At 72.8% G+C, this 25,905-nt stretch carries 4 protein-coding genes; all 4 read right to left on the bottom strand.

Annotation, left to right across the window (positions count from 1 at the left end):
- Positions 1-48 precede the first annotated feature (48 nt).
- Positions 49-4,920 (bottom strand): type I polyketide synthase, encoded by a 4,872-nt coding sequence (locus tag ACFU8W_RS40360; RefSeq protein WP_384048765.1) that lies wholly within the window; start codon positions 4,918-4,920, stop codon positions 49-51.
- Positions 4,921-4,931: 11 nt separating this feature from the next.
- On the bottom strand, positions 4,932-15,863 hold the full coding sequence (locus tag ACFU8W_RS40365) for an SDR family NAD(P)-dependent oxidoreductase (protein WP_384048768.1): 10,932 nt from the start codon (positions 15,861-15,863) through the stop codon (positions 4,932-4,934).
- A gap of 346 nt (positions 15,864-16,209) precedes the next feature.
- Entirely contained in the window at positions 16,210-16,926 is a 717-nt protein-coding gene (locus ACFU8W_RS40370) for a class I SAM-dependent DNA methyltransferase (protein ID WP_384048773.1), read from the bottom strand.
- Positions 16,927-17,019: 93 nt separating this feature from the next.
- Positions 17,020-25,854: an SDR family NAD(P)-dependent oxidoreductase gene (locus tag ACFU8W_RS40375; RefSeq protein ID WP_384048776.1), complete on the bottom strand. Its 8,835-nt coding sequence runs from the start codon at positions 25,852-25,854 to the stop codon at positions 17,020-17,022.
- Between the last annotated feature and the right edge of the window lie 51 nt (positions 25,855-25,905).

Consider the following 25,905-nt stretch of genomic DNA (forward strand, 5'->3'; position numbering starts at 1 on the left):
GCCTCTTGTCGATCCGTCGGTTCAGGTCAGCGACATGCGTGGTCGGGGTCACGTCGACCCGAGCTCCTTGTCGATGAGGGCGAAGAGGTCGTCGGCGGTCGCTCCGTCGAGCCGGTTCTCCAGGGGTGCCTGAGGCCCCGTCGCTCCGAGGGTCCGGTTCAGCCGGTTCACCAGTGACTGCAGGCGCGCCGTGAGCCGGGTCGCGTCGATCTCCTCGCGCGGCATCCGCTCCGCCAGGGCCTCCAGCCGGTCCAGCGCGGCCAGTACGGTGACCGCGTCCCGGTCGGCGCCGTCCGGCCCGTCGTCCCGGCCACCGCCGAGGACTGCGGTCAGGTGCGCGGCCAGTGCCTTGGACGTGGCGTGGTCGAAGACGACGGTGGCGGGCAGCCTCAGGCCGGTGCGGGCGTTCAGCCGGTTGCGCAGGTCGACCGCGCCGACCGAGTCGAAGCCGAGGTCCTTGAAGGCCCGGCCGGGTTCGACCGCCGAGGGCCCGTCGTGCCCCAGGACGACTGCGGCCTGGCTCCGTACCAGGTCCAGCGCCAGCCGCTCCCGCTCCCCGGGGGTCGCGCGGGCGAGCCGGGTCGCGAACGCCTGCGCGGCGGAGTCGTCCCGGCCGGGTGTCACTCCGGCGTCCTCGTCAAGCGCGGCGACCGCATCGGGAAGGGCGTACAGCAGCGGGCGGGGGCGGGCGAGGGTGTAGACGGGCGCGAACCTGCTCCAGTCGATATCGGCGACGACGAGGTGGCCCTCGGAGTCGGTGAGCGCCTGCTCAAGCGCTTGGAGCGCCCGCTCCGGGTCCATCTCGGTCAGCCCCATGCGCCGCAGCGCGGCGCCGGACCGGGCGTCGACCATGCCGCCTCCGGCCCAGGAGCCCCAGGCGACCGAGGTGGCGGCGGCGCCGCGGGCCCTGCGCCGCTGCGCCAGTCCGTCGAGGAAGGCGTTGGCCGCCGCGTAGGCGGGCCGGCCGGCGGTGCCCCACACGGCGGCGCCCGAGGAGAACAGTACGAAGGCGTCCAGTTCCCGGTCGCCGAGCAGCCGGTCGAGGTGGACCGCTCCGGCGGTCTTGGCGCGGGTGAGGTCCGCGAGCCGCTGCGGGGTGATCTCCTCCAGCGGCGGTTCCTCCTCCAACACGCCCGCCGCGTGGAACACGGCGGTCAGCGGTTCGTCGTCCGGTAGCGAGTCGAGCAGTGCGCGCAGCGCGTCGCCGTCGGCGACGTCGCAGGCTGCGATGGTCACCCGGGCTCCCAGGTCGGTGAGTTCCGCCTTCAGCCGGTCCGCGCCCGGAGCCTCGGGTCCGCGCCGGCCGGCCAGGGCCAGATGGGCGGCCCCGTTCCGGGCCAGCGCGCGTGCCACGTGGGAGCCGACCGCGCCGGTGCCGCCGGTGACCAGGACCGTGCCGCGCGGGCGCCAGTGCTCCGCGGCGGCGGAGGCGGCCCGGGGTGCGCGCACCAGCCGGCGCGCGTACACGCCGTCCGGCCGGATCGCGATCTGGTCCTCTCCCCCGGTGCCGGACAGCGCCGCGCGGAGCCGGTCGGCCGCCCGGCCGTCGACGGGCCCGGTCAGGTCGATCGTGCCGCCCCAGGTGCCGGGCCTGTCGAGCCCCGAAACCGTGCCGAGTCCCCACAGCGCGCTCGCCGCCGGATCGACGTCCTCGTGGCGCCGGACGGCGACCGCGCCGCGGGTCATGTTCCACAGGGGGGCGGTGACGCCGGCGTCGGCCAGTGCCTGCAGCAGCGCGACGGCGTCCACCAGGTGGTCCTGGTCCGCCCTGCGCTCCCGGTCGTCGAACGCCAGCAGCGACAGCACGCCCGCGATCGGCTTGCCCCCCGCGGCAGTGCGCAGCCGCTCTGTGAGGTGGGCGCGTTGGGTGTCGTGCGTCTCGACTCGGATCAGGTCCGTCCTGTACGCGGCGAGGGCGTCCGCCAGTGCCGCGGCCGGTTCCGCGCCCGCCGGTGCAACGAGCAGCCAGCTGCCCTGCAGCGGGCCGGACGCGGTGCCGGGCAGCGGCTGCCACTCCACCCGGTACCGCCAGAAGTCCACCGTTGCCGCCTCGGTCTGCCGCCGGTGCCAGTCGGAGAGCGCGGGCACGACGCGGCCCAGGTCCTCGGGGTCGACGCCCAGGAGGGTGCCGAGGCCGTCCCTGTCGCCTTCCTCGACGGCCTGCCAGAAAGCGTGGCCGACCTGGTGCCCGGGCGGCGGGGCGGTAGCCGTCTGTGCCGGGGACTCCTCCTCCAGCCAGTAGCGGCGGTGCTGAAAGGGGTAGGTCGGCAGGTCCGTCTGCCCGCCGCCGGGGAAGAACGCCGCCCAGTCCACCGGCACTCCGGCCGCGTACAGCTCCGCAGCCGACGTGGCGAACCGGTCGAGCCCGCCCTCGTCGCGGCGCAGCGTGCCGGCCACCACGGCGTCGTGGTTCAGTTCCTCCAGAGTCTCCTGGACGCTCATCGCCAGGACGGGGTGTGCGCTGACCTCGGTGTAGGCCGTAAAGCCGCGCTCGGCGAGGTCACGTACGACCGGGGCGAACCGGACGGTGCGGCGGAGGTTCGCGTACCAGTAACGCGCGTCGAGCTCTCCTGCCCCGACCCACGCTCCGGTGACGGTCGACAGCATCGGGACGTCCGGCTCGCCGGGGTCGAGCGGCGAGAGCTCCTGCAGCAGCCGCTGTTCCAGGAGTTCGACGTCGGCGGAGTGCGAGGCGTAGTCCACCGTGACCCGCTTGGCCTGCACGTCCTCGGCCACCAGCTCGGCCCGTAGTTCGTCCAGCGCGGCGCCCTCGCCGGAAAGGACGACGGACCGGATGCCGTTGTCGGCGGCGACCGAGATCCTGTCCCCCCAGCGCTCCAGGCGCGGCCGTACCCGCTCGGCGGGCAGCGCCACGTGGAGCATGCCGCCGTCGCGGCCGGCGAGCAACTCGCCGATGGCTCTGCTGCGCAGTGCGACCACGCGCGCCCCGTCGTCCAGGGAGAGCGCCCCGGCGACGCAGGCCGCCGCGATCTCGCCCTGCGAGTGCCCGATGACCGCGTCGGGTTCGACCCCGTGGGCCCGCCACACCGCGGCCAGCGACACCATGACGGCCCACAGCACCGGTTGCAGCACGTCCACCCCCTCGTGCGCCGGGGCCCCGGACTCGCCGCGCAGCACGGCGGTGAGCGACCAGTCGACGTACGGGGCGAGCGCCTTCTCGCAGACCTCGACGTGTTCGGCGAAGTCCGACGACTCCTCCAGCAGCCCGGCGGCCATCCCGGCCCACTGCCAGCCCTGGCCGGGGAAGACGAACACAGTCCTGCCGCCGGGCTTCGCCCGCCCGGTGACCACACCGGTCCTCGACCGGCTTGCGGCCAGGTCGTGCAGGGCGTCCACAAGCCGTTCCCGGTCCCGTCCGACCACGACCGCCCGGTCCTCGAACGCGGTGCGTCGGGTGGCCAGGGAGTGTCCCAGGTCGGCGAGGCCCGCGCCGGGGCGGTCCGCCATGGCGTCCGCGAGCCGCCGGGCCTGTTCGGCGAGCGCCTCCTCGCCGCGGGCCGAGAGCACCAGGGGGGCCACCACCGGGTCGGCGGCGGGCTCGTCCCCGGGCGGTTCCTCGTCGGCCTGTTCGATGATGACGTGCGCGTTGGTGCCACTGATCCCGAAGGAGGACACGGCGGCCCGCCGCGGCCGGCCCGTCCCCGGCCAGTCCCGCTCCTCGGTCAGGAGCGCGACCGTTCCGGGGGACCAGTCGACGTGCGGTGTGGGCTCGGAGACGTGCAGGGTGCGCGGGAGCACGCCATGCCGCATGGCCATGACCGTCTTGATCACGCCGCCGACCCCGGACGCGGCCTGGGCGTGCCCGATGTTCGACTTGAGCGAGCCCAGCCACAGGGGGTGATCCGCCGCACGCCTCTGACCGTAGGTGGCCAGCAGCGCCTGCGCCTCGATCGGGTCGCCGAGGGAAGTGCCGGTGCCGTGCGCCTCGACCGCGTCCACCTCCGAGGAGACGAGGCCGGCGTCGGCCAGCGCCTGCTCGATGACACGGACCTGGGCGGGTCCGTTGGGCGCCGAGAAGCCGTTGGAGGCGCCGTCCTGGTTCACCGCGCTGCCCCGCACCACGGCCAGCACCCGGTGGCCGTTGCGGCGGGCGTCCGACAGCCGCTCCAGGACCAGGACGCCGACGCCCTCGGCCCAGGCGGTGCCGTCCGCGTCGCCGGAGAAGGCCTTGCAGCGGCCGTCGGGCGCCAGACCGCGCTGGCGGCTGAAGTCCACGAACATCTCCGGGGTGCCCATCACGGTCGCCCCGCCCGCGAGCGCGAGGGTGCACTCGCCCCTGCGCAGGGCCTGTGCGGCCAGGTGGAGGGCGACCAGGGAGGACGAACAGGCGGTGTCGACCGAGACGGCCGGCCCTTGCAGGCCGAGGCTGTAGGCGACATGGCCGGACACCAGGCTGCCGCCGGGACTGCCGCCGAGGTAGTCGTGGTACATCAGCCCGGCGTAGACGCCCGTCGGGCTGCCGTGCAGGGACCGCGGGTCGATGCCCGCCCGCTCGAACGCCTCCCAGGAGACCTCCAGCAGCAGCCGCTGCTGCGGGTCGGCGCGCCGGGCGTCGCGGGGGCTGATGCCGAAGAAGTCGGCGTCGAACTCCGCCGCCTCGTAGAGGAACCCGCCCTGCCGCACATAGGTCTTGTCCTGCCGCTCGGGCTCCGGGTCGTAGATCGCGTCGACGTCCCAGCCCCGGTCGGCGGGGAACTCCCCGATGGCGTCCCGGCCCTCGACGACCAGCCGCCACAGGTCCTCCGGCGAGGTCACGCCTCCCGGGTAGCGGCAGCCCATGCCGACGATCGCGATCGGTTCGCCGTACCGGAGCTCGTACTCGTGCAGCCGCCGCCGTGTCTGGCGCAGGTCAGCCGTCGCACGCTTGAGGTAGTCGCGCAGCTTGTCGTCGTTCGCCATTGACCGTCCGCTCACGAGATGCCCAGTTCGTCGTCGAGCACGTGGAAGAGTTCGTCGTCCGTCGCCGCGTCGAGGTCATCGTCCGCCCCGGTCTGCTCCGCGGCACTCCGGCCGCCCTGCCACCTGCGCAGCAGTGCCTCCAGCCGGGCGGAGATCCTCGCTCTGTCCGTATCGGCGCCTGCCTGCTCCGCCGTCGCGAGCGCTGCCTCCAGCGTCTCGACGACGTCGAGGACCGGCTGGAGTGTGTCCGCCCGCGCAGGGGCCAGCAGCTCGCGCAGGTGGCCGGCCAAGGCCTCGGGGGTGGGGTGGTCGAAGACCACGGTCGCGGGCAGTGTCGTCCCGGCGGCCGCACCGAGCCGGTTCCGCAGCTCGACGGCGGCCAGCGAGTCGAAGCCCATCTCCTGGAAGGCGCGCCGGGGTTCGACGGCGGCCTGCGACGTGTGTCCGAGAACCGCGGTCACGTGGCTGCGAACGGCGTCGAGCAGGAACGCGTCGCGTTCCGTCTCGGGCAGCCCTGCCAGGCTCCGCGCAAGGCCGCCCGCGGTGTCCTCCGGCACGTCGGCCGGAGCCCCGTGCCGTACGGGTCCGCCCGCCAGGCCTCTCAGGACCGCGGGTACCTCGTCCCGGGGCCTGCGGCGCAGCGCCGGGACCGTCACCTTCAGTGGCACGACCAGCGAGCCCCGGGCGGGCGGTGCGTCGAGCGCTGCGTCCAACAGCGCCAGGCCCTCATCGGTGGTGAGCGGCGGAAGGCCGAGCCGGTCCAGCCGCCGCAAGGCCGGCTCGTCAAGCTGCCCGGCCATGCCGCCGTCCTCGGCCCAGGCGCCCCAGGCCAGGGAGAGGGCGGGCAGTCCCCTGGCCCGCCGGTGCGCGGCGAGCACGTCCAGGAAGACGTTCGCGGCCGCGTAGTTGGCCTGTCCGGCGCCCAGCACGTATCCGGCGGCGGAGGAGAACAGCACGAACGCCGAAAGGTCGAGGCCGAGGGTGAGTTCGTGCAGGTGCCAGGCCCCGTCCGCCTTCGGCCGCAGGACGGCGTCCAGGTGGGCCGGCGTCAGCGCACCGACGAGCGCGTTGTCCACGATGCCGGCGGCATGCACCACCGCGACCAGCGGATGCTCCGGCGGGACCGCCACGAGCAGCTCCGAAACGGCGTCCCGGTCCCCGACATCGCAGCCGACCACAGTCGCCTCGGCCCCCAACGAGGCCAGCTCCTCGCACAGTTCGCCGGCTCCGGGCGCCGCGGGACCGCGGCGGTTGACGAGCAGCAGGCGGCGGACGCCGCGGGCGGCGACCAGGTGCCGGGCCACCACCGCGCCGAGCCCGCCGGTGCCGCCGGTCACCAGTACCGTGCCCTCCTGGTCCCACACGGGGTTTCGCACCGAGTCCGGTCGTGTGCCGTCCGGATGGGGCCGCGGGGCGGGCGGGGCCTCCCGGACGAGTCTCGGGACGAGCCGCTCCCCGTCGCGCAGACAGCTCTCGGGCTCACCTGAGTCCAGGACGGCGCGCAGCCCGCGCAGCGAGGACGGCCGGTCGTCCATGTCCAGCAGGGCGAACCGGCCGGGGTTCTCCGCCAGCGCCGATCTGACCAGTCCCCACACCGGCGCGGTCTCGAGCTCGGCAGGCGCGTCGTCCCCGGTGCCGATCGCACCGGTGGTGACCAGCACGAGCCGAGAGGAGGCGAACGCGGGCTCGCCCAGCCAGGTGCGCACCACCTCCAGCACGGCGTCCCCCATGTCCCGTACGCCGTCGGGAACGCTCTTGCTATCGGTGCCCGTGCAGTTCAGCACCACGGTCCGCGGCACGGCCGTGCGACCGCCCGTGACATCGCGGCGGAGCGCCTCCAGGTCGGTGAACACCGGAACCGAAGATCCCAGCGCCGAGGCCAGACGGCCGGCCCCGGGCCCCACCGCGGCGGCGTCCGCGGAGGCCGCGGTGTCCGACAACGGGACCGCGGCGGGCTCCCACACCAGCCGGAACATGGCGTCCGGTACCGCGGGGGCGAGGCGCGCGGTGTCGACCGGCCGGACCACCAGCGACTCGACGGAGGCAACTGGCCTGCCTTCCCCGTCCGCGACGAGCAGCGAGACCGCGCCCGGCCCGGCCGAGGCGATGCGCACGCGCAGCGAGCCGGCCCCTCCGGAGTGGACCACCGCTCCGGACCACGAGAAGGGCAGCAGCGGGCCGTCGGCCTCCCCCTGGTCGCCTTCCACGCCGAGGAGTTGGGCGTGCAGTGCGGCGTCCAACAGCGCCGGGTGGAGCCGGTACGCGGAGGGGTCCAGGGCGGTCTCCTCCGGTGCGGCCACTTCGGCGTAGATCTCGCCGCCGTGCCGCCAGGCCGCACGCAGGCCGCGGAAGGCGGGCCCGTAGTCGTAGCCCTGTCCCGCGAGTTCGTCGTACATGCCGTCCATGCCGATCTCCTCGGCACCGGGCGGCGGCCACTCGGTGAGGCCCTGCGCGGGCCCGCCGTGCGTGGTGTCGTGCGGCGGGTGCGGGCCGGCCGCGGCCAGGATGCCGCCGGCGTGCCGGGTCCAGGGGGCGTCGGTCACGTCCCGGTCCACGGCCTCTGTGGCACGCGAGTGGACCGCGAAGGGGCGCCGGCCCGTCGCGTCCGCCGCGTCCACGGTCACCCGGAGGGCGACCGCGCCCTGCTCCGGCAGGACCAGCGGCGCTTCGAGGGTCAGTTCTCCGACCGTCTCGCAGCCCACCTCCACACCGGCTCGTACTGCCAGCTCCAGAAACGCCGTTCCCGGCAGCAGCACCCTGCCGAGCACCGTGTGGTCGGCGAGCCATGCCTGCCGGTCGACCGAGAGGCGGCCGGTGAGGACGACGCCGCCCGACTCGGGCAGTTCGACCACCGCGCCGAGGAGGGGGTGCTCGGCGGAGACCTGACCGGAACCGCTCGGGTCGGCGACCGCGGGCAGCGGTTCGAGCCAATACCGCTTGTGCTGGAAGGGGTAGGTGGGCAGGTCGACCCGGCGTGCCCCGGTACCGGCGAACAGGGCCGACCAGTCCACCGGAGCACCGGTGGTGTGCAGACCGGCCAACGCCCGCAGCACCGCACCCGGCTCGTCGGCGTCCTTGGCCAGCAACGGCACACACACCGCATCCCGACCCTCGGCCAGGCACTGCTGTGCCATCACCGTGCAAGTGGCATCGGGACCGATCTCCACGAACCGGCCCACCCCCTGCCCCTCCAACACCCCAACCGCGTCGTGGAAGCGGACCGGCCGACGCACGTGCGACACCCAGTAGCCCGGATCGCACAACTCCTCCGCCGTGGCCACCGCGCCCGTCAGCGTGGACACGATCGGGATCTCCGGCCGGTGGTAGGTGAGTCCCTCGGCCACCTCCCGGAACTCGCCCAACATCGGCTCCATCAACGGCGAATGGAATGCATGACTCACCGTCAGACGACGAACCCGCCGACCCCAGCCAGCCACCTCCCGCGCCACCGACTCCACCACCGCGGCCTCACCCGACACCACCACCGACACCGGACCATTGACCGCCGCCACACCAGCCCGGCCCCCAACCCCGGCCAGCAACGGCAACACCTCCGCCTCACCAGCCTCCAACGCCACCATCGCACCACCCGACGGCAACGCCTGCATCAACCGACCACGAGCCACCACCAACGCACAGGCATCCTCAAGCGACCACACACCCGCCACATGCGCAGCCGCGAGCTCACCGACCGAATGACCCACCAGCACATCCGGCACCACACCCCAGGACTCCAGCAGCCGGAACAACGCCACCTGCACCGCGAACAACGCCGGCTGCGTAAACCCCGTCGCATCCAACAACGCCGCATCCGCACCGCCCTCCAGCGCAAACACAACATCCCGCAACGAACGCCCCACACGCCCGTCCAACACCGCACACACCGCATCAAAAGCCTCGGCAAACACCGGGAACGCCTCGTACAACTCACGCCCCATACCGGCACGCTGCGACCCCTGACCCGAGAACACGAACGCGGTCTGCCCGCCCTTGCGGGCCTGTCCCCGTACGATCTCGGCCGATTGCGCCCCGGAGGCGAGGGCGGTGAGCGCGCGGATGGCACTCCCGGAGTCGGCGGCCAGCACGACCGCACGGTGGGCGAGAGCGGCACGAGTCGTCGCCAGCGAGTAGCCCAGATCCTGAAGGGACGGTCCCGTCCCGGCCGCCGTATGCGCGGTGATGTGCTCGACCAGGCGCGCGGCCTGGGCCCGCAGCGCCTCCTCGGTGCCTCCCGCGACCGGCAGCGGAACAGGATCAAGGACCGGTGCGGCGACGACGGGCAACCCGGCAGCGGCGGGTACCGGCACGGGCGCCTCTTCGATGATCACGTGCGCATTGGTGCCGCTGATCCCGAACGAGGAGACCCCCGCACGGCGCGGGTGGTCGCCGGGCTCCCAGGGCATCGCCTCGGTGAGCAACTCCACCGCACCCGACGACCAATCCACCTGCGGCGACGGCTCATCCACATGCAACGTCCGCGGCAACACCCCGGACCGCATCGCCATCACCATCTTGATCACACCAGCCACACCCGCCGCCGCCTGGGTGTGCCCGATATTGGACTTCACCGACCCCAGCCACAACGGACGATCCGCCTCACGGTCCCGGCCATACGTCGCCAGCACCGCCTGCGCCTCGATCGGATCACCCAGACGCGTCCCCGTCCCATGCGCCTCCACCACATCCACCTCAGCCCCGGACAACCCGGCATCAGCCAACGCCGCCCGAATCACCCGCTGCTGCGAAGGCCCGTTCGGCGCCGTCAGACCGTTGGACGCACCGTCCTGGTTCACCGCGCTGCCCCGCACCACCGCCAACACCCGATGCCCGTTGCGCAGCGCGTCCGACAACCGCTCCAGCACCAGCACACCCACACCCTCGCCCCACCCCGTGCCGTCGGCGGCAGCCGAGAAGGACTTGCACCGCCCGTCGGGAGCCAGCCCGCGCTGCCGGCTGAAGTCGACGAATGCCTCGGGGCTCGACATCACGGTCACACCGCCCGCCAGTGCCAGATCGCACTCGCCGCGTCGCAGCGACTGTGCGGCCAGGTGGAGGGCGACCAGGGAGGAGGAACAGGCGGTGTCCACGGACACCGCCGGGCCCTCCAGGCCGAACGTGTAAGCCACCCGGCCGGAGACCACACTGCCGAGGCTCCCGTTGCCGAGGTAGCCCGCGATGTCCTCCGGAACCCGGCTCTGCCGGCCCCAGTCGTGGTACATGACGCCGGCGAAGACACCGGTCCGGCTGTCGCGCACCGATGCCGGGGCTATGCCCGCCCGCTCGAACGCCTCCCAGGACGTCTCCAGCAGCAGTCGCTGCTGCGGGTCCATGGCCATCGCCTCTCGCGGGCTGATCCGGAAGAAGTCGGGATCGAACTCCGCTGCGTCGTGGAGGAACCCTCCCTCCCGGACGTAGCTGGTGCCGGGCCTCTGCCGGTCCGGGTCGTAGAGGGCGCTGACGTCCCAGCCGCGGTCGGTGGGGAATCCGGTGATGCCGTCCGCCCCGTCCGCGACCAGCCGCCACAGCTCCTCCGGGGAGGCGACATCGCCCGGATACCGGCAGGCCATGCCCACTATCGCAATCGTCTGCTCATCGTCCCGAACCACCGCGGCCGGTACCGTCTCGGCGCCCTGCTTCCGTGCCGTGTCACCGAGTTCCCTCGCCAGCAGTCGGGCGACGGCTCCGGCGGTGGGGTGGTCGAAGATCAGGGTGGCAGGCAGTCGTACACCGGTCGCGGTGCCCAGCCGGTTGCGCAGTTCGAGTGCGGACAGGGAGTCGAAACCCAGGTCGTTGAAGGGTTGTTCGACGTCCACCGTCTCCGGCGTCGCATGTCCCAGCACGGCGGCGACGTGCGCGCGTATCAGGTCGAGCAGGTGGCGCAGGCGCTCCGGTTCGGACAGTGCCGACAGCCTCCCGGCCGAGGAGGAACCCGTGGGCCCAGCGGCTGCCATGCGGGATGCGGAGGGTGTGCGGACCAGTCCGCGCAGCACCGGTGGGACCCCGTCCGCCGCGGCGTGCTCGCGAAGCGCGGCAAGGTCCAGGCACACGGGGAAGAGAAGCGTGTCATCGGAGCCGAGCGCCGCGTCGAAGATCGCCAGGCCGTAGTCGGACGAGAGGGCGCGCACTCCGGAGCGGTTCATGCGACGCAGCTCGGTCTCGCCGAGCCGCGCGGCCAGGCCCTCGTCGTGCTGCTCCCACAGGCCCCAGGCGAGTGACACGGCCGGCAGCCCCATGGCTCGCCGGTGGGCGGCCAGGGCGTCCACGTAGGTGTTGGCGGCGGCGTAGTTCGCCTGACCAGCCGCTCCGAACGTGCCGGACACCGACGAGAACAGCATGAACGCCGACAGGTCGAGATCGAGGGTGAGTTCGTGCAGATGCCAGGCCGCGTCCGCCTTCGGGCGCAGCACCGCGTCCAGCTGGTCCGGGGTCATCTCGGTCAGCACGCTGTCGTTCAGCACTCCGGCCGCGTGCACCACGGCGGTCAGCGGGTGCTCGGCCGGTACTCCGGCCACCACCTCGGCCAGGAAGTCGCGGTCGGCGATGTCTCCCGCGACGACCGAGACCCGGGCCCCGGCGTCGATGAGCTCCTCGACGAGTTCCCGGGCGCCCGGTGCCGCCGCTCCGCGCCGACTGACCAGCAGCAGATTCCGCACGCCGTGGATGTGCAGCAGCCTACGGGCCACCAGCGCGCCGAGACTTCCGGTGCCGCCGGTGACCAGCACGGTGCCGTCAGGGTCGAGAGCGGCGGGCGCGTCCGTACCGGTGTCCGCGGCTCTCACCAACCTGGGTACGAGCATGCGGCCTTCGCGCAGCGCGAACTCGGGTTCCTCCGTGCCGAGGGCGGCGGTCAGAGCGCGCCGGGAGTCGGCCTCTCCGTCGATGTCGGCCAGCACCAGGCGGCCGGGGTGCTCGGCCTGGGCCGCGCGGACCAGGCCCCACAGGGGTGCGGAGGCCAGATCGATCGCCCCTCCACCGGGCACGGCTACAGCGCCACGCGTGACGACCACCAGCCGCGTACCGCCGCTCCGTTCGTCCGCCAACCAGTCCTGCAGCAGGCGGAGCAGGTGGCGTGCCGAGAGCCGCGCCGCCCGGGAGCCGTCGTCTGCGGCGTCCGTGCCGGGAACGCACAGGACGGCGGTGTCCGGGAGGTCGTCGCCAGTGAGGTCGGCCCAGTTCCCGACGGGCGCACCGAACAGGTCGGACAGCCCGTGGATGTCGTCCTCCCACAGCACCGTCCGGCCGCCCGGGCGCCGCTCGGACACCGGGTGCGGGGTCCACTCCAGCCGGAACAGCGAATCACGGTGCCTTGCTCCCGCAGCGCCGACCAGGTCCGCGGTCACCGCACGCAGCACCAGGGATTCGACGGAGGCGGCAGGCCGTCCGGCGGAGTCGGCGAGTTCCAGGGCGAAGCCGGCACGGCCGCCATCGCCTTCGTGGCCAGGGCGGGAGACTCGCACACGGAGCGAGGAAGCACCAGAGGCCCACTGGGACAGCCCGCCCCATACGAAGGGCAGGCGCAGACCCGGCTCGTCGAAGTCGAAGAGGCTCACCGCATGCAGCGCGGCATCCAGCAGCGCCGGGTGCAGCCCGTAGGACGCGGCGTCCGCCTGTGCCTCCTCCGGAAGCCCCACCTCGGCGAAAACCTCGTCCCCGCGTCGCCAGGCCGCACGCAGGCCACGAAAGGCGGGTCCGTACTCGAGCCCGGCCGCGGCAAGGTCCTCGTACACCGTGTGCAGGTCGACGGCGGCGGCGCCCTCGGGCGGCCACGCGGCGAGGTCCCCTTGGACGGGTCCTCCGGCGGCAGCCTGTCGCAGCACTGCCGTCGCGTGCCGCGTCCACACCTCCTCGGCGTCGTCCTCCTCCGTACCCTCGGGCGACTGCGACGAGTAGAGGGAGAGAACGCGGTGCCCGGATTCGTCGAGGGGGCCGACGAAGACCTGGACCGGGACTCCGCCACGCCCCGGTAGGACCAGCGGCGCTTCGAGGGTCAGTTCCCCGACCGCCCCGCACCCGACCCGGTCGGCGGCCCGGTGCGTCATCTCGACGAACGCGGCACCGGGCACCACCACACTGCCGTGTACGACGTGTTGGGACAGCCAGGGCAGGGTGTCGACGGACAACCGGCCGGTCATAAGGGTGCCACCCGAAGCGGGCAGGCTCACCGAGGCGCCCAGTAGCGGATGGCCGACCGCCCGCAACCCCGCGGGGGCGGAGTCCGTGCGATGCTTCGAGGGCGTCCAGTACCGCTTGCGTTGGAAAGGGTAGGTGGGCAGGTCGACCCGGCGCGCTCCGGAACCCGCGTACAACGTCGGCCAGTCAACCGTGCCGCCGCCGACGTGATAGGCGCCGACCGAGGCGAGCAGGGCGGTCGCCTCGGGGTGCCCCGGCCGCAGGGTGGGCGTCAACAGGACGTCCTCACCCTTGGCCAGGCACTGCTGCGCCATCACCGTGCAAGTGGCATCGGGACCGATCTCCACGAACCGGCCCACCCCCTGCTCCTCCAACACCCTTACCGCGTCATGGAAACGGACCGGCCGGCGCACGTGCGACACCCAGTAGCCCGGATCGCACAACTCCTCCGCCGTGGCCACCGCGCCCGTCATCGTGGACACGATCGGGATCTCCGGCCGGTGGTACGACAGCCCCTCGGCCACCTCCCGGAACTCACCCAACATCGGCTCCATCAAAGGCGAGTGGAATGCATGGCTCACCGTCAGGCGACGAACCCGGCGGCCCCAGCCAGCCACCTCCCGCGCCACCGACTCCACCACCGCGGCCTCACCCGACACCACCACCGACACCGGACCATTGACCGCCGCCACACCAGCCCGGCCCCCAACCCCCGCCAGCAACGGCAACACCTCCGCCTCACCAGCCTCCAACGCCACCATCGCACCACCCGAAGGCAACGCCTGCATCAACCGACCACGAGCCGCCACCAACGCACAGGCATCCTCAAGCGACCACACACCCGCCACATGCGCAGCCGCGAGCTCACCGACCGAATGACCCACCAGCACATCCGGCACCACACCCCAGGACTCCAACAGCCGGAACAAGGCCACCTGCACCGCGAACAACGCCGGCTGCGTAAACCCCGTCGCATCCAACAACGCCGCATCCGCACCGCCCTCCAGCGCAAACACAACATCCCGCAACGAACGCCCCACACGCCCGTCCAACACCGCACACACCGCATCAAAAGCCTCGGCGAACACCGGGAACGCCTCGTACAACTCACGCCCCATACCGGCACGCTGCGACCCCTGACCCGAGAACACGAACGCCGTCCGACCCCCGGCATCCGCCACACCCCGAACCAGACCCGGCGCCTCCTCACCCCCAGCCAACGCCACCAGACCGCACAGGAGTTCACCACGGTCCACGCCGGTCACCGCAGCCCGATGCCGCAGATGGGACCGCCCGGTCGCCAGCGAGTACGCCATATCCATCGCAGCCCGCCCCGGCTCTGCCTGAATCTCCTCCAGCAATCGTGCCGCCTGGGTGCACAGCGCCGCCGGGCTGTGCCCCGACAACAGCCAGGGCGCCGCGGGACCGTCGTCCTCCGGCACCACCTCAGCAGGAGACTCCTCCGGCGCGTCGACATGTTCCTCGATGATCACGTGCGCATTGGTGCCGCTGATCCCGAACGAGGAGACCCCCGCACGGCGCGGGTGGTCGCCGGGCTCCCATGGCATCGCCTCGGTGAGCAGCTCCACCGCGCCGGCCGACCAGTCCACCTGCGGCGACGGCTCATCCACATGCAACGTCCGCGGCAACACCCCCGACCGCATCGCCATCACCATCTTGATCACACCAGCCACACCCGCCGCCGCCTGGGTGTGCCCGATATTGGACTTCACCGACCCCAACCACAACGGACGATCCGCCCCACGGTCCCGGCCATACGTCGCCAGCACCGCCTGCGCCTCGATCGGATCACCCAGACGCGTCCCCGTCCCATGCGCCTCCACCACATCCACCTCAGCCCCGGACAACCCGGCATCAACCAACGCCGCCCGAATCACCCGCTGCTGCGAAGGCCCGTTCGGCGCCGTCAGACCGCTACTGGCACCGTCCTGGTTCACCGCGCTGCCCCGCACCACCGCCAACACCCGATGCCCGTTGCGCAGCGCGTCCGACAACCGCTCCAGCACCAGCACACCCACACCCTCGCCCCACCCCGTGCCGTCGGCGGCAGCCGAGAAGGACTTGCACCGCCCGTCGGGAGCCAGCCCGCGCTGCTCGCTGAAGTCGACGAAGGTGTCGGGGCTCGACATCACGGTCACACCGCCGACGAGGGCCTTGGAGCAGTCGCCACGGCGCAGCGCTTGGACCGCCCAGTGCAGGGCGACCAGTGAGGAGGAGCAGGCGGTGTCCACCGACACCGCCGGGCCCTCCAGACCCAGGGTGTAGGCAACCCGGCCGGAGACGATGCTGCCGACGCTGCTGCTGCCGGGGTAGTCGTGGTACATGACGCCCGCGAAGACCCCGGTCCGGCTGCCCTTCAGTGACAGCGGCGGAACACCCGCCCGCTCCAACGCCTCCCAGGACGCCTCCAGCAGCAACCGCTGCTGCGGATCCATACCCAGCGCCTCACGCGGCGAGATACCGAAGAACTCCGCGTCGAACTCCGCCGCGTCGTGGAGGAACCCTCCCTCACGGGCGTAACTGGTGCCGGGCCTTTCCCCCGTGGGGTCGTACAGCCCGGTGAGTTCCCAGCCGCGGTCGGTCGGGAACTCACTCACTGCATCGACCCCGTCGGCGACCAGCCGCCAGAACTCCTCCGGCGTGGTCACCCCGCCAGGAAACCGGCAGGCCATGCCCACGATCGCGATGGGCTCGCCGTTCCGTGCCTCGGCCTCGCGGAGCTGCCGTCGGGTTTCGCGGAGGTCAGTGGTAGCCCTCTTGAGGTAGCTGAGAAGTTTTTCCTCGCTGGTCACCGAAATTCCCCCACGGCAAACGGTCGGAGTCCTCGCACAAATCGACGGGAATCCAAGAGCGGATATGCGGAATCTGGTATCCGGGAGACCCGATCGGACGATAGCGCGCGTCGCGGCGGTGCAAGACCCCTAATTTCTCGCTCTTCAACCCCCTTAAAGGGGCTCTCCCGGGCTTAGGGGGCCTAAGGGCTGTCCCGCAATCCCTGGCGGGCGCACGACGACAGCTGCGGCACCTCGCTGCGTTGTCGGAACGCCCGAATACACCCGGTATGAGGATGCTCCTCCGCCTTGCGATGCACCGCACCTGACGCCGCGCGCTGATCCACCAGGGATTACGGGACAGCCCTTAACGTCGTACCCCGACGAAGAGACCGCGGCCGGAGAGCCCGCCCTCGATGTAGGTCGGCGTCAGGCCGGCGCGGTCGAAGGCCTCCTCGTACTCATCCCGGGTGAAGAGGGTGATGAGCGTGCTCTCGGTGAGGTGTCTGACACCGCTCGTGGGGTCGGCGATGAGGCAGTGCACGTCCATGCGGCTCGCCCTGCCCTCCAGGCTCGAGTGCGACACCCGGGCCACGGTGCGATGGTCGGCCGTCACCACGTCGCCCGCTACGTGGTGGGGCAAGAAGGTCTCCGGGAACCACCAGGGGTCGACGACCACCACTCCGCGCGGCTCGGCCGCATGCCGGGCGAAGCACCGCAGCGCTTCGGCCAGTTCCTCGACGGTCGACAGGTGCCCCACCGAGGCGAAGAGGCAGGTGACCGCGTCGAAGGTGCGACCGAGGTCGAAGGAGCGCATGTCCCCGAGGTTCAGCCGGACACCCGGAAGCCGGCGCTGGGCCAGGGTGAGCATGTCCACGGAACGGTCCAGCCCCTCGACCTCCTCGAACTCCCTGGAGAAATGGGTGAGGTGGAGGCCTGTGCCGCAGGCGACGTCGAGCAGGGATTGCGCATCCGGTTTGTGCGAGCGGATCACATCACAGAGGCGCTTGGCCTCCGCGGCGTAGTCCTTGCCCCGGCCCTGGTGGACGAGGTCGTAGATCTCGGCATCCTCAGCTTCGTACATTCATCCCTCACATCATTCGCGTCGGGCGTTCGTTGGTGACCAGCCGGGGGCGCGGCCGGGCGTGTGCCGCGGCCGCGCCCCCGGGTCCGTGTCTCACGTGAGCGAGTCAAGCCATTCGCCGATGACCCGCGCCGTGTTCTCCGCGCCGTCCTCGACCATCGAGTAGTGGTCTCCCTCGACGGTCCGGTACTCGTCGGCCCTGCTCCATGTCGTCTGCCAGTCCTCGGCCCCGCCCGCGGAACCGTCGGGCCGCGCGGTGAAGCGCTCCTCCGGGCGGAGCAGCAGGGCGGGTGCCGCGATGTCGGGCAGCGGGAAGTCCGGGAGCAGGTCGACGTAGCGGGCCATCGCCGTGAGCCGGTCCCGGTCGAACAGGTTGTACTGCGACTCGCGATCCAGCATTCCGACGGTCATCTCGTCCATGACGCCGTCGGTGCGTTCTCCGCCGCCCTCGGTGCTCTCCGAGCCATGGACCTCGTAGGTGTCCAGCAGGACGACTGCGGACGGCTTGGGACCAGTGCCCTCCAGCCGGGCTGCGACGGCGTGGGCGATGATGCCCGCCGACGAGTAACCCAGCAGGGCGAACGGCTCCTCCCCCGCCGCCTCGCGCAGGGCTTCGGCCAGTACGTCGACGACCGCGCCCGCCGAGACGGGCAGTTGCTCGCCGGACAGGAAGCCGGGCAGCGGCACCGCCGAGACCTCCCGTCGGCCGCGGAAGTGGGCGGCCAGACGGGCGTGCTGGTAGACGCCGCCGATCGCGACGGGCGTGCTGACGCAGAACAGCCTGGGTCGCGTCGGCCCGTCGGCGAGCCTGACGATCCGGGGCGGCGTGGCCAGTTCGGCGGTGGTCTCGAAGGACGGCCGGAGACCGGCCACGGCCCGCAGAATGTCCAGGCCCTCGTGGAGCTTCCCGACGGTCACGGCCTCGTGGAAAAGATCCCGGAGAGAGTCGGGCGACTGCTGCGGGGCGGGGGCCTTGTCCGGGGACATGGCGCCGGCGCCCTGCCCCTGAGTTCCCTCGCCCTCCATGGCACCGAGTTCCTTGACCAGGTGCCTGGCCAGTTCGATCGGTGTCTCGTGGTCGAAGACCACCGTGGCGGGCAGCCGCAGCCCGAGGGAGGCGTTGAGGCCGTTGCGGAGCTCGACCGCGCTCAGCGAGTCGAAGCCCGTGTCCAGGAAGTGCCGGTACGGGTCGACGGTCTGCGAGTCGGTGTGTCCGAGCAGCGCCGCGGCACTGTCGCGCACGAGGTCGAGCAGGGCCTTCTCCCGCCGGTCCTGCGTGAGGCCGGCGAGCTGCCTGCGCAGGGTGTCCTCGTCCGGCCGGGCGATGCCCGCCGCGGTGCGCCGGGCGGGCTTCACGAGTCCGGCGAGGACGCGCGGGACGGGGCCGTCCGCGGTGTCCGTCCTCAGGTCGATCTTGATGGGGACCTGAAGGTGCTGCGGGTGCCGGATCGCCGCGTCGAACAGGGCCAGGCCCTCCTCCGCCGACAGCGAGAGCATTCCGCTGCGCGTCATGCGCGCCCGGTCGCCGTCGGTCATCGCGGCCGTCGCGGTGCCCGTGTCCGCCCACAGGCCCCAGGCGAGCGACTGGGCGGTCCTGCCCTGGGCCCGCCGGTGTGCCGCGAGCGCGTCCAGGACGGTGTTCGCCGCCGAGTAGTTCGCCTGTCCGGGTGCGCCGAAGAGCCCGGCGGCCGAGGAGAACAGCACGAAGGCGGACAGTTCCAGATCCGCGGTCAGCTCGTGCAGGGCGAGTGCCGCGTCGGCCTTCGTCCGCAGGACGGTGTCGAGCTGTTCGGGGGTGAGCGAGGTGACCATCCCGTCGTCGAGGACTCCGGCCGCGTGGACCACGGCGGTCAGCGGCTGCTCGGCCGATATCCCGTCCAGAACGGCGGCCAGTGCGGCGCGGTCCGTGACGTCGCAGGCGACGGGGACGGCCTCGGCTCCCAATTCGCGCAGTTCCTCGGCCAGTTCGGCTCCGCCGCCGCTGCGGCTGAGCAGCAGCAGCCGGCGTACCCCGTGCTCGGCGACGAGGTGCCGGGCGACGAGACGGCCGAGCGCGCCAGTGGCGCCGGTGAGGACAGTGGTGCCCTCGGGGCCGAAGGTACTGCCCGGTTCCGCGGTGTCACCTCCCGCCCGGACGAGCCGGGCGCTGTGGGCGGCGCCCTGCCGGACCACGGTCTGGGGTTCGCCGCCGGCCACCACACCCAGCAGGGCCCGGTGGGATTCGGGGCGCCCGTCGGTGTCGACCAGGACGAACCGGTCGGGGTGCTCCGCCTGGGCGGAACGGACCAGGCCCCACACGGCGGCCCCCGCCAGGTCGGTCACGTCCTCGCCGGCCGGGGACATCGCGCCACGGGTGAGGACGACGAGCGGCGTGCTGCCGAACGTGTCGTCGGCCAGCCACTCCTGGAGTGTGCGCAGCGCGCGCCGGGTGGCCGCGTGCACCGCCTCCGCCACGTCGTCGTGGTCTCCCTCGTCGTGTCGGCAGTCGAGCAGCACGGCCTCGGGCGCCGAGCCCTCGGCGCGGGCATGGGCGGACAGTTCGGCCGGATCGGCGGCCGCGGTCGCCGTGATGCCGACGCGGTGGAGGTCGGCCGCGAGTTCCACGGCACGCTCGCCGACCACGGCCCAGCCCGCCGCGCCGACCGTTTCCCCGCCCTCGGGCAGGTGGATCCAATCCCAGCCGAAGAGGTACTCCTCGTGCGGGGACCGCAGTGCGGAGGCGAGCCGGTCCGTCTCCGCCTCCCTCAGCACCAGGGAACCCACCGAGGCGACGGGTCGCTCCGCCGGGTCGGTCAGCAGCAGTGACACCGCACCGCCGCCGATGGGGGTGACCCGCACCCTGAGCCGGGAGGCGCCGATGGCGTACAGCTCCACGTCCGACCAGGCGAAGGGCAGGCCGGACGCGACGTCCTCACTGCCGCACAGCCCGATGGCGTGCAGGGCCGCGTCGAGGGCCGCCGGGTGCAGGCCGAACCGCTGGGCCTGTCCGGCCGTCTGCTGTTCGAGCGCCACCTCCGCGAAGACCTCGTTCCCCCGGCGCCACGCCGAGCGCAGGGCCCGGAACGCCGGGCCGTACACGAGTCCCCTGTCGGCCAGTTCCTCGTACAACAAGGCGGTGTCGACGGGTTCCGCGCCGACGGGCGGCCATACGGACTCCCCCTTCGGCTCCGCGTCGCCCGCGGCAGTCAGGAGACCGCCGGCGTGCCGCGTCCAGGCGGTGCCGGGCAAGACACCCTCCGGCCGGGAGTGCACGGTCACCGGGCGCGCCCCGGAACCGTCCGGCGGTCCGACGGCGATCTGGACCTGCACCCCGCCCCGCTCGGGCAGCGGCATCGGAGTCTCCAGGGTCAGCTCGGCGACGCGCCCGCAGCCGACCTCGTCCCCCGCACGCAGGACCAGTTCCACGAAGGCGGCCCCGGGCAGCAGGACCGTACCGTCGACGGTGTGGTCGGCCAGCCACGGCTGCGCGCTCACCGACAGGCGCCCGGTCAACACCGCACTGCCGGAACCCGCCAGGGTGAGTGCCGCGCCGACGAGCGGGTGGTCTGCCGAGTCGAGTCCGGCCGAGGAGACGTCGCCGCCTGCCCACAGGGCGTCCATGTCCACCCAGTAGCGGCGGCGGTGGAAGGCGTACGGCGGCAGTGGCACGCGGCGGGCGCCGCGCGCGGTGAACAGGCGTGCCCAGTCCGGGTCCAGCCCGTCCGTGCAGAGCCGTCCGGCCGCCAGCAGCGCCGACACGGCCTCCGGCCCGTCCTTGCGCAGCAGGGGGACCATCACGAAGTCCTCCTCCGCGCCCGTCAGGCACCCCTGGGCCATTCCCGCCAGTACCCCGTCGGGGCCCAGTTCGACGAATCTGGTGACCCCGTCGGCCTCCAGGCTGCGGATTCCGTCGAGGAAGCGGACGGACTTCCGTGCGTTGTCCAGCCAGTACTCGGGGTCCGTCAGGTCGTCGGCGGAGGCAAGCCGGCCGGTGACGGTCGACACCACGGGGATGACGGGGGCCTCGTAGGAGAGGCCGTCGGCGATGTCGTACAGGTCGTCCAGCATGGCGTCGATCCGGGGCGAGTGGCCGGCCACCCTGATGGCCAGCCGCTTGACCCTGCGTCCCTGCTCACGCCAGTGGCGGGCGACCTCCAGCACCGATTCCTCGTCGCCGGAGACGACCACCGACCGCGGTCCGTTGATGGCGGCGATGTCCGCGCCCTCGCCGATCGTCGGCCGGACCTCGTCCTCGCTCGCCTCGACGGCCACCATGGCACCGCCCGGGGGCAGTTCCTGCATCAGCCGACCGCGGTGCGCGGTGAGCTTCACGGCGTCCCGCAGCGACAGCACGCCCGCCACATGGGCGGCGGCGAGTTCACCGGCGGAGTGGCCCAGCACATGGTCCGGGCGCAGACCCCAGGACTCCATCAGCCGGAACAGGGCGACCTCCAGCGTGAACAGCGCCGCGTGGGTGAAGGTCGTCTGGTCCAGGAGCTGGGCCTGTACGGTCCCCTCCTCGGCGAACATGACCTCGCGCAGCGGCCGGTCGAGATGCCGGTCGAACCGGGCGCAGATCTCGTCCACGGCCTCCGCGAAGACAGGGAAGGCGTCGTACAGTTCGCGGCCCATGCCGGGGCGCTGGGTGCCCTGCCCGGGGAAGAGGAAGGCGGTGCGGCCGGTGCGGACGCTGCCGCTGACCACGGCAGGCGATGTCGCTGAGGTCGCGAGCGCGGAGAGGCCGTCCATCAGCTCGTCCCGGTCGGCGCCGACCACGACCGCGCGGTACTGGGCCGCGGGCCTGGATGTGGCCAGCGAGTAGCCGATGTCCTGGAGCCTGGTCCCGGGGTTGGCCTCCAGATGCTCCAGCAGGCGCTTCGACTGGACGGGCAGCGCCTGCGGGCTGCGGGCGGAGATCAGCCACGGGAGCAGCAGCTCGGGGTGCTCGGCCGCGTCCCGGTCGGCGGTCCCGTCGGCGGACGCGCCGTCCGCGGTGGACTCGGTCCCCTCGTCGGCCGGGGCCTCCTCCAGGATGGTGTGCACGTTCGTTCCGCTGTAGCCGAACGAGGAGACACCGACCCGGCGAGGCCGTTCGTTCCTCGGCCACTCGACAGACCCGTCAAGCAGCCGCACCGCGCCGGCCGACCAGTCCACGTGGGGTGACGGTTCGTCGACGTGCAGGGTCCGGGGCAGCGCCTCGTGCCGCATCGCCATGACCATCTTGATGACGCCCGCGACGCCTGAGGCGGCCTGGGTGTGCCCGATGTTCGACTTGACGGACCCCAGCCACAGCGGGGAGTCCTCGGACCGCTCCTGGCCGTAGACGGCCAGGACGGCCTGGGCCTCGATCGGGTCGCCCAGCCGTGTTCCGGTGCCGTGCGCCTCCACCGCGTCCACGTCGGACGGCTTCAGCCCGGCCGTCGCCAGAGCCCGCCGGATCACCTTCTCCTGGGCGGGGCCGCTGGGGGCCGTCAGCCCGTTGGAGGCACCGTCCTGGTTCACGGCGCTGCCGCGCACCAGGGCCAGCACCTGGTGGCCGTTGCGCCGCGCGTCCGACAGCCGCTCGACGACGAGCACGCCGACGCCCTCGGCCCAGCCGACGCCGTCGGCGTCGGCGGAGAAGGGCTTGCACCGGCCGTCGGCCGCGACCGCGCTGCTGTCGAAGTCGACGAACGGGCTCGGGGAAACGATCACGGTCACGCCGCCGGCCAGCGCCAGCCGGCAATCGCCCCGGCGCAGCGCCTGAATGGCCCAGTGGAGGGCCACAAGGGAGGAGGAGCAAGCGGTGTCCACGGACACGGCGGGCCCTTCGAGCCCCATCGTGTAGGCCACCCGACCCGACACCACGCTGCGCGACAGGCCGGAGCTGCGGAATCCGCCGGCGTGCTCGGCCGTGTCGAACATGCCCGGGTCGTAGTCGGACTGCATCACGCCCGCGAACACGCCGGTGGGACTGCCCTTCAGCTCCAAGGGCTCGATGCCTGCCCGCTGCAGCGCCTCCCATGACGCCTCCAGCAGCAGCCGCTGCTGCGGGTCCATCATCAGCGCCTCGTTGGGGCTGATCCCGAAGAAGTCGGCGTCGAAATCGGTGGCGTCGTGGACGAAACCGCCCTGCGGGGTCTTGGACTTCTCCGAGAGCACCTGCCAGTGCTCCAGGTCCCAGCCCCGGTCAGTGGGAAAGTCGGATATCCCGTCGGTCCCGGTGGACACCAGGCGCCACAGGTCCTCGGGGGAGCCCACGCCGCCGGGATAGCGGCAGGCCATGCCGACGATGGCGATCGGCTCGTCGTCCGGTATGTCGTCCTGCGGGGCCTCGTCCTCGGGGCCGTCCAGCGTGCCCAGCAGCATCTGGTCCAGATGGGCCGCGAGTGCCGTGACGGTGGGGTGGTCGAAGACCAGAGTGGCCGGCAGCTGGATCTCGGTGACGGTGCTCAGCCGGTTGCGCAGTTCGACCGCGGTGAGGGAGTCGAAGCCGAGGTCCTGGAACACCCGGTCGGCGTCGACGGACTCCGGGGAGCGGTGTCCGAGGACGGCGGCCACCTCGGTGCGCACCATCTCGCGCAGGGTGTCGGCGCGCTCCGCGGCCGAGAGCCCGGCTGTGCGCCGCGACAGCGAGCCGGTGTCGCCGCCCGCGGTCCGGCGGGGCGCGGGCACCATGACGCGCAGCAGTTCGGGGACACCGCCGGGGGCGGTGCGCAGCTGCGGGAGGTCCAGCCGCATGGGCACCAGCACGGGCTCCTGGAAGGAGCACGCCCGGTCGAACAGCTCCAGGCCTTCCTGGGTGGTGAGCGCGAGCATACCGTGCCGTGGCCGGTGCGGCGCGGAGTCCTCTCCGCCATGCTCCGTACGGTCTGCGCCGTCGGCCCGGGCCACATCGCCGGCCATCCCGTCGGCCTGGCCCCACTGGCCCCAGGCGTGCGACTGGCCCGGCAGGCCGAGGTGCCGCCGGTGGCCGGCCAGCGCGTCGAGCCAGGCGTTGGCGGCCGCGTAGTTCGCCTGTCCGGGCGCGCCGAGCACACCCGAGGCCGACGAGAAGAGCACGAACGCGGCCAGGGGCTGGTCACGAGTCAGTTCGTGCAGGTGCCAGGCTGCCTCCACCTTGGGCCGCAGCACCCGCTCGAGACGCTCGGGGGTGAGGGACAGCAGCACTCCGTCGTCCAGCACACCCGCCGTGTGCACCACGGCGCGCAGCGGGTGTTCGGCCGGGATCTCCGCCAGCAGCGCGGCGAGGGCCGCGCGGTCGGCCACGTCGCAGGCCGCGACGGTCACCGTGGCTCCCGCCTCGGTCAGTGCGGTGCGCAGCCGATCCGCCTCCACGGCCTCCGGGCCACGGCGGCTGACCAGCAGCAGGTGTCGTACGCCATGGACGGACACCAGGTGGCGGGCGAGCTGCCCGCCGAGCGCCCCGGTACCACCGGTGATCAGGACTGTGCCGTCGGTCGGCCACGCCACCGCGGTTCCGGCGGGTTCACCGGCGGTCGCCTTCACCAGTCGCGGCACCCACGGCTTCCCCGCGCGCACTGCCGCCTCCGGTTCGCCGCAGGCCAGTGCGGCGGTCACGGTCCGCAGGTCCCCCGGGTCGTCGGTGTCGACCAGGACGAACCGGTCCGGGTGTTCCGACTGCGCGGAGCGCACCAGACCATGCACCGCGGCCTGCGTCACGTCGACGTCCTCGTCGGACGTCACCGCAACCGCGCCGCTGGTCAGTACAACCAGCCGGGCTTGGGCACAGCGGTCGTCTCGGAGCCACCTCTGCAGCGTCTCCAGGACCTGGCCCACCGCGGCGCGGGTCGCGGCGGGGATGTCGTCCTCCATGCCGGCCGAGGCCTGCGGGCAGCGCAGTACCACGGTGCCGGGCACGCCGGCGTCGTAGCGGAAGTCCGGGTCCAACTCGGCCGGCGGCTTCGCGGACGGCGCGGAGGACTCGGTCGCCCGGACCCAGTCCCGCCGCAGCAGCGCGTCGCCCAGACCGGCCGTGGTCGGCCGCATGGTCTCGTCGGAGGCGCGGCGCAGCACCAGAGAGGCGACCCGGGCCACCGGACCGCCGTCCGGGTCGGTGAGGTCCAGCGTCACCTCGCCGGGGCCGACCGGCGTCACCCGGACCCGCAGTGCGCTCGCCCCGGAGGCGAACAGCTCCACTCCGGACCAGGTGTACGGCAGCCAGGCTCCTTCGCCGACGGTGTCGGTCAGGCCGATCGCGTGCAGCGCCGCATCGAACACGGCGGGGTGCAGTCCGAAGCCCTGGGCCCCGCTGCCCCGCGCTTCCGGCAACCGAACCTCGGCGAGGATCTCGCCGCTGTGCCGCCAGACCGCGCGCAGGCCGCGGAAGACCGGGCCGTACTCCAGCTCGCGGTCCGCGAGTTCCTCGTACAGGCCGTCGATGTCCACCGCCTGCGCGTCCGCGGGGGGCCATGCGCGCCGCTCGGCCGGTACGGCGGTGTTGCCCGGCTCGATCCGGCCCGAGGCGTGCCGCGTCCAGGCGGTTGCCCCGCTCTCCTCGTCGGGCGCCGAGTACACCTGGAGCGTTCGCGCGCCGGTGTCGTCCGGAGCGCCGACGGTCACCTGGATCCGGATGCCGCCCTGGTCGGGCAGGACCAGCGGCGTGTGGACGGTCAGTTCCCGGAGCCGTCCGCAGCCGACCTGGTCGCCGGCATGCAGGGCGAGTTCCACGAATCCAGTGCCGGGGAAGAGGATCGCTCCCCGCACCGTGTGGTCGGAGAGCCAGGAGTGTGCGGTGGCGGAGAGCCTGCCGGAGAGCACGAGGCCGTTGGAGTCCGCGAGCACAAGCGCCGCGCCGAGCAGCGGGTGGTCGACGGATTCCAGTCCCAGCGAGGCCGGGTCGCCGTCCGTGGCGGAGGCCTGCAGCCAGTAGTGCTCGCGCTGGAAGGGGTAGGTGGGAAGGTCCGCGTCCGGCACTCCGGTGCGGCCGTGGAACACCGGCCAGTCCACGTCCGTTCCATGGACGTGGAGCAGCGCGACGGCCTCGGCCAGAGCGCGGGG

Origin of the sequence: Streptomyces sp. NPDC057565, assembly GCF_042801455.1 — a bacterium.
Taxonomy (GTDB): domain Bacteria; phylum Actinomycetota; class Actinomycetes; order Streptomycetales; family Streptomycetaceae; genus Streptomyces; species Streptomyces yanii.

Excerpts from the sequence above, each read along its gene's own strand:
- ACFU8W_RS40360 (WP_384048765.1), bottom strand. The coding sequence starts at position 4,920 with ATGGCGAACGACGACAAGCTGCGCGACTACCTCAAGCGTGCGACGGCT.
- ACFU8W_RS40370 (WP_384048773.1), bottom strand. The coding sequence starts at position 16,926 with ATGTACGAAGCTGAGGATGCCGAGATCTACGACCTCGTCCACCAGGGC.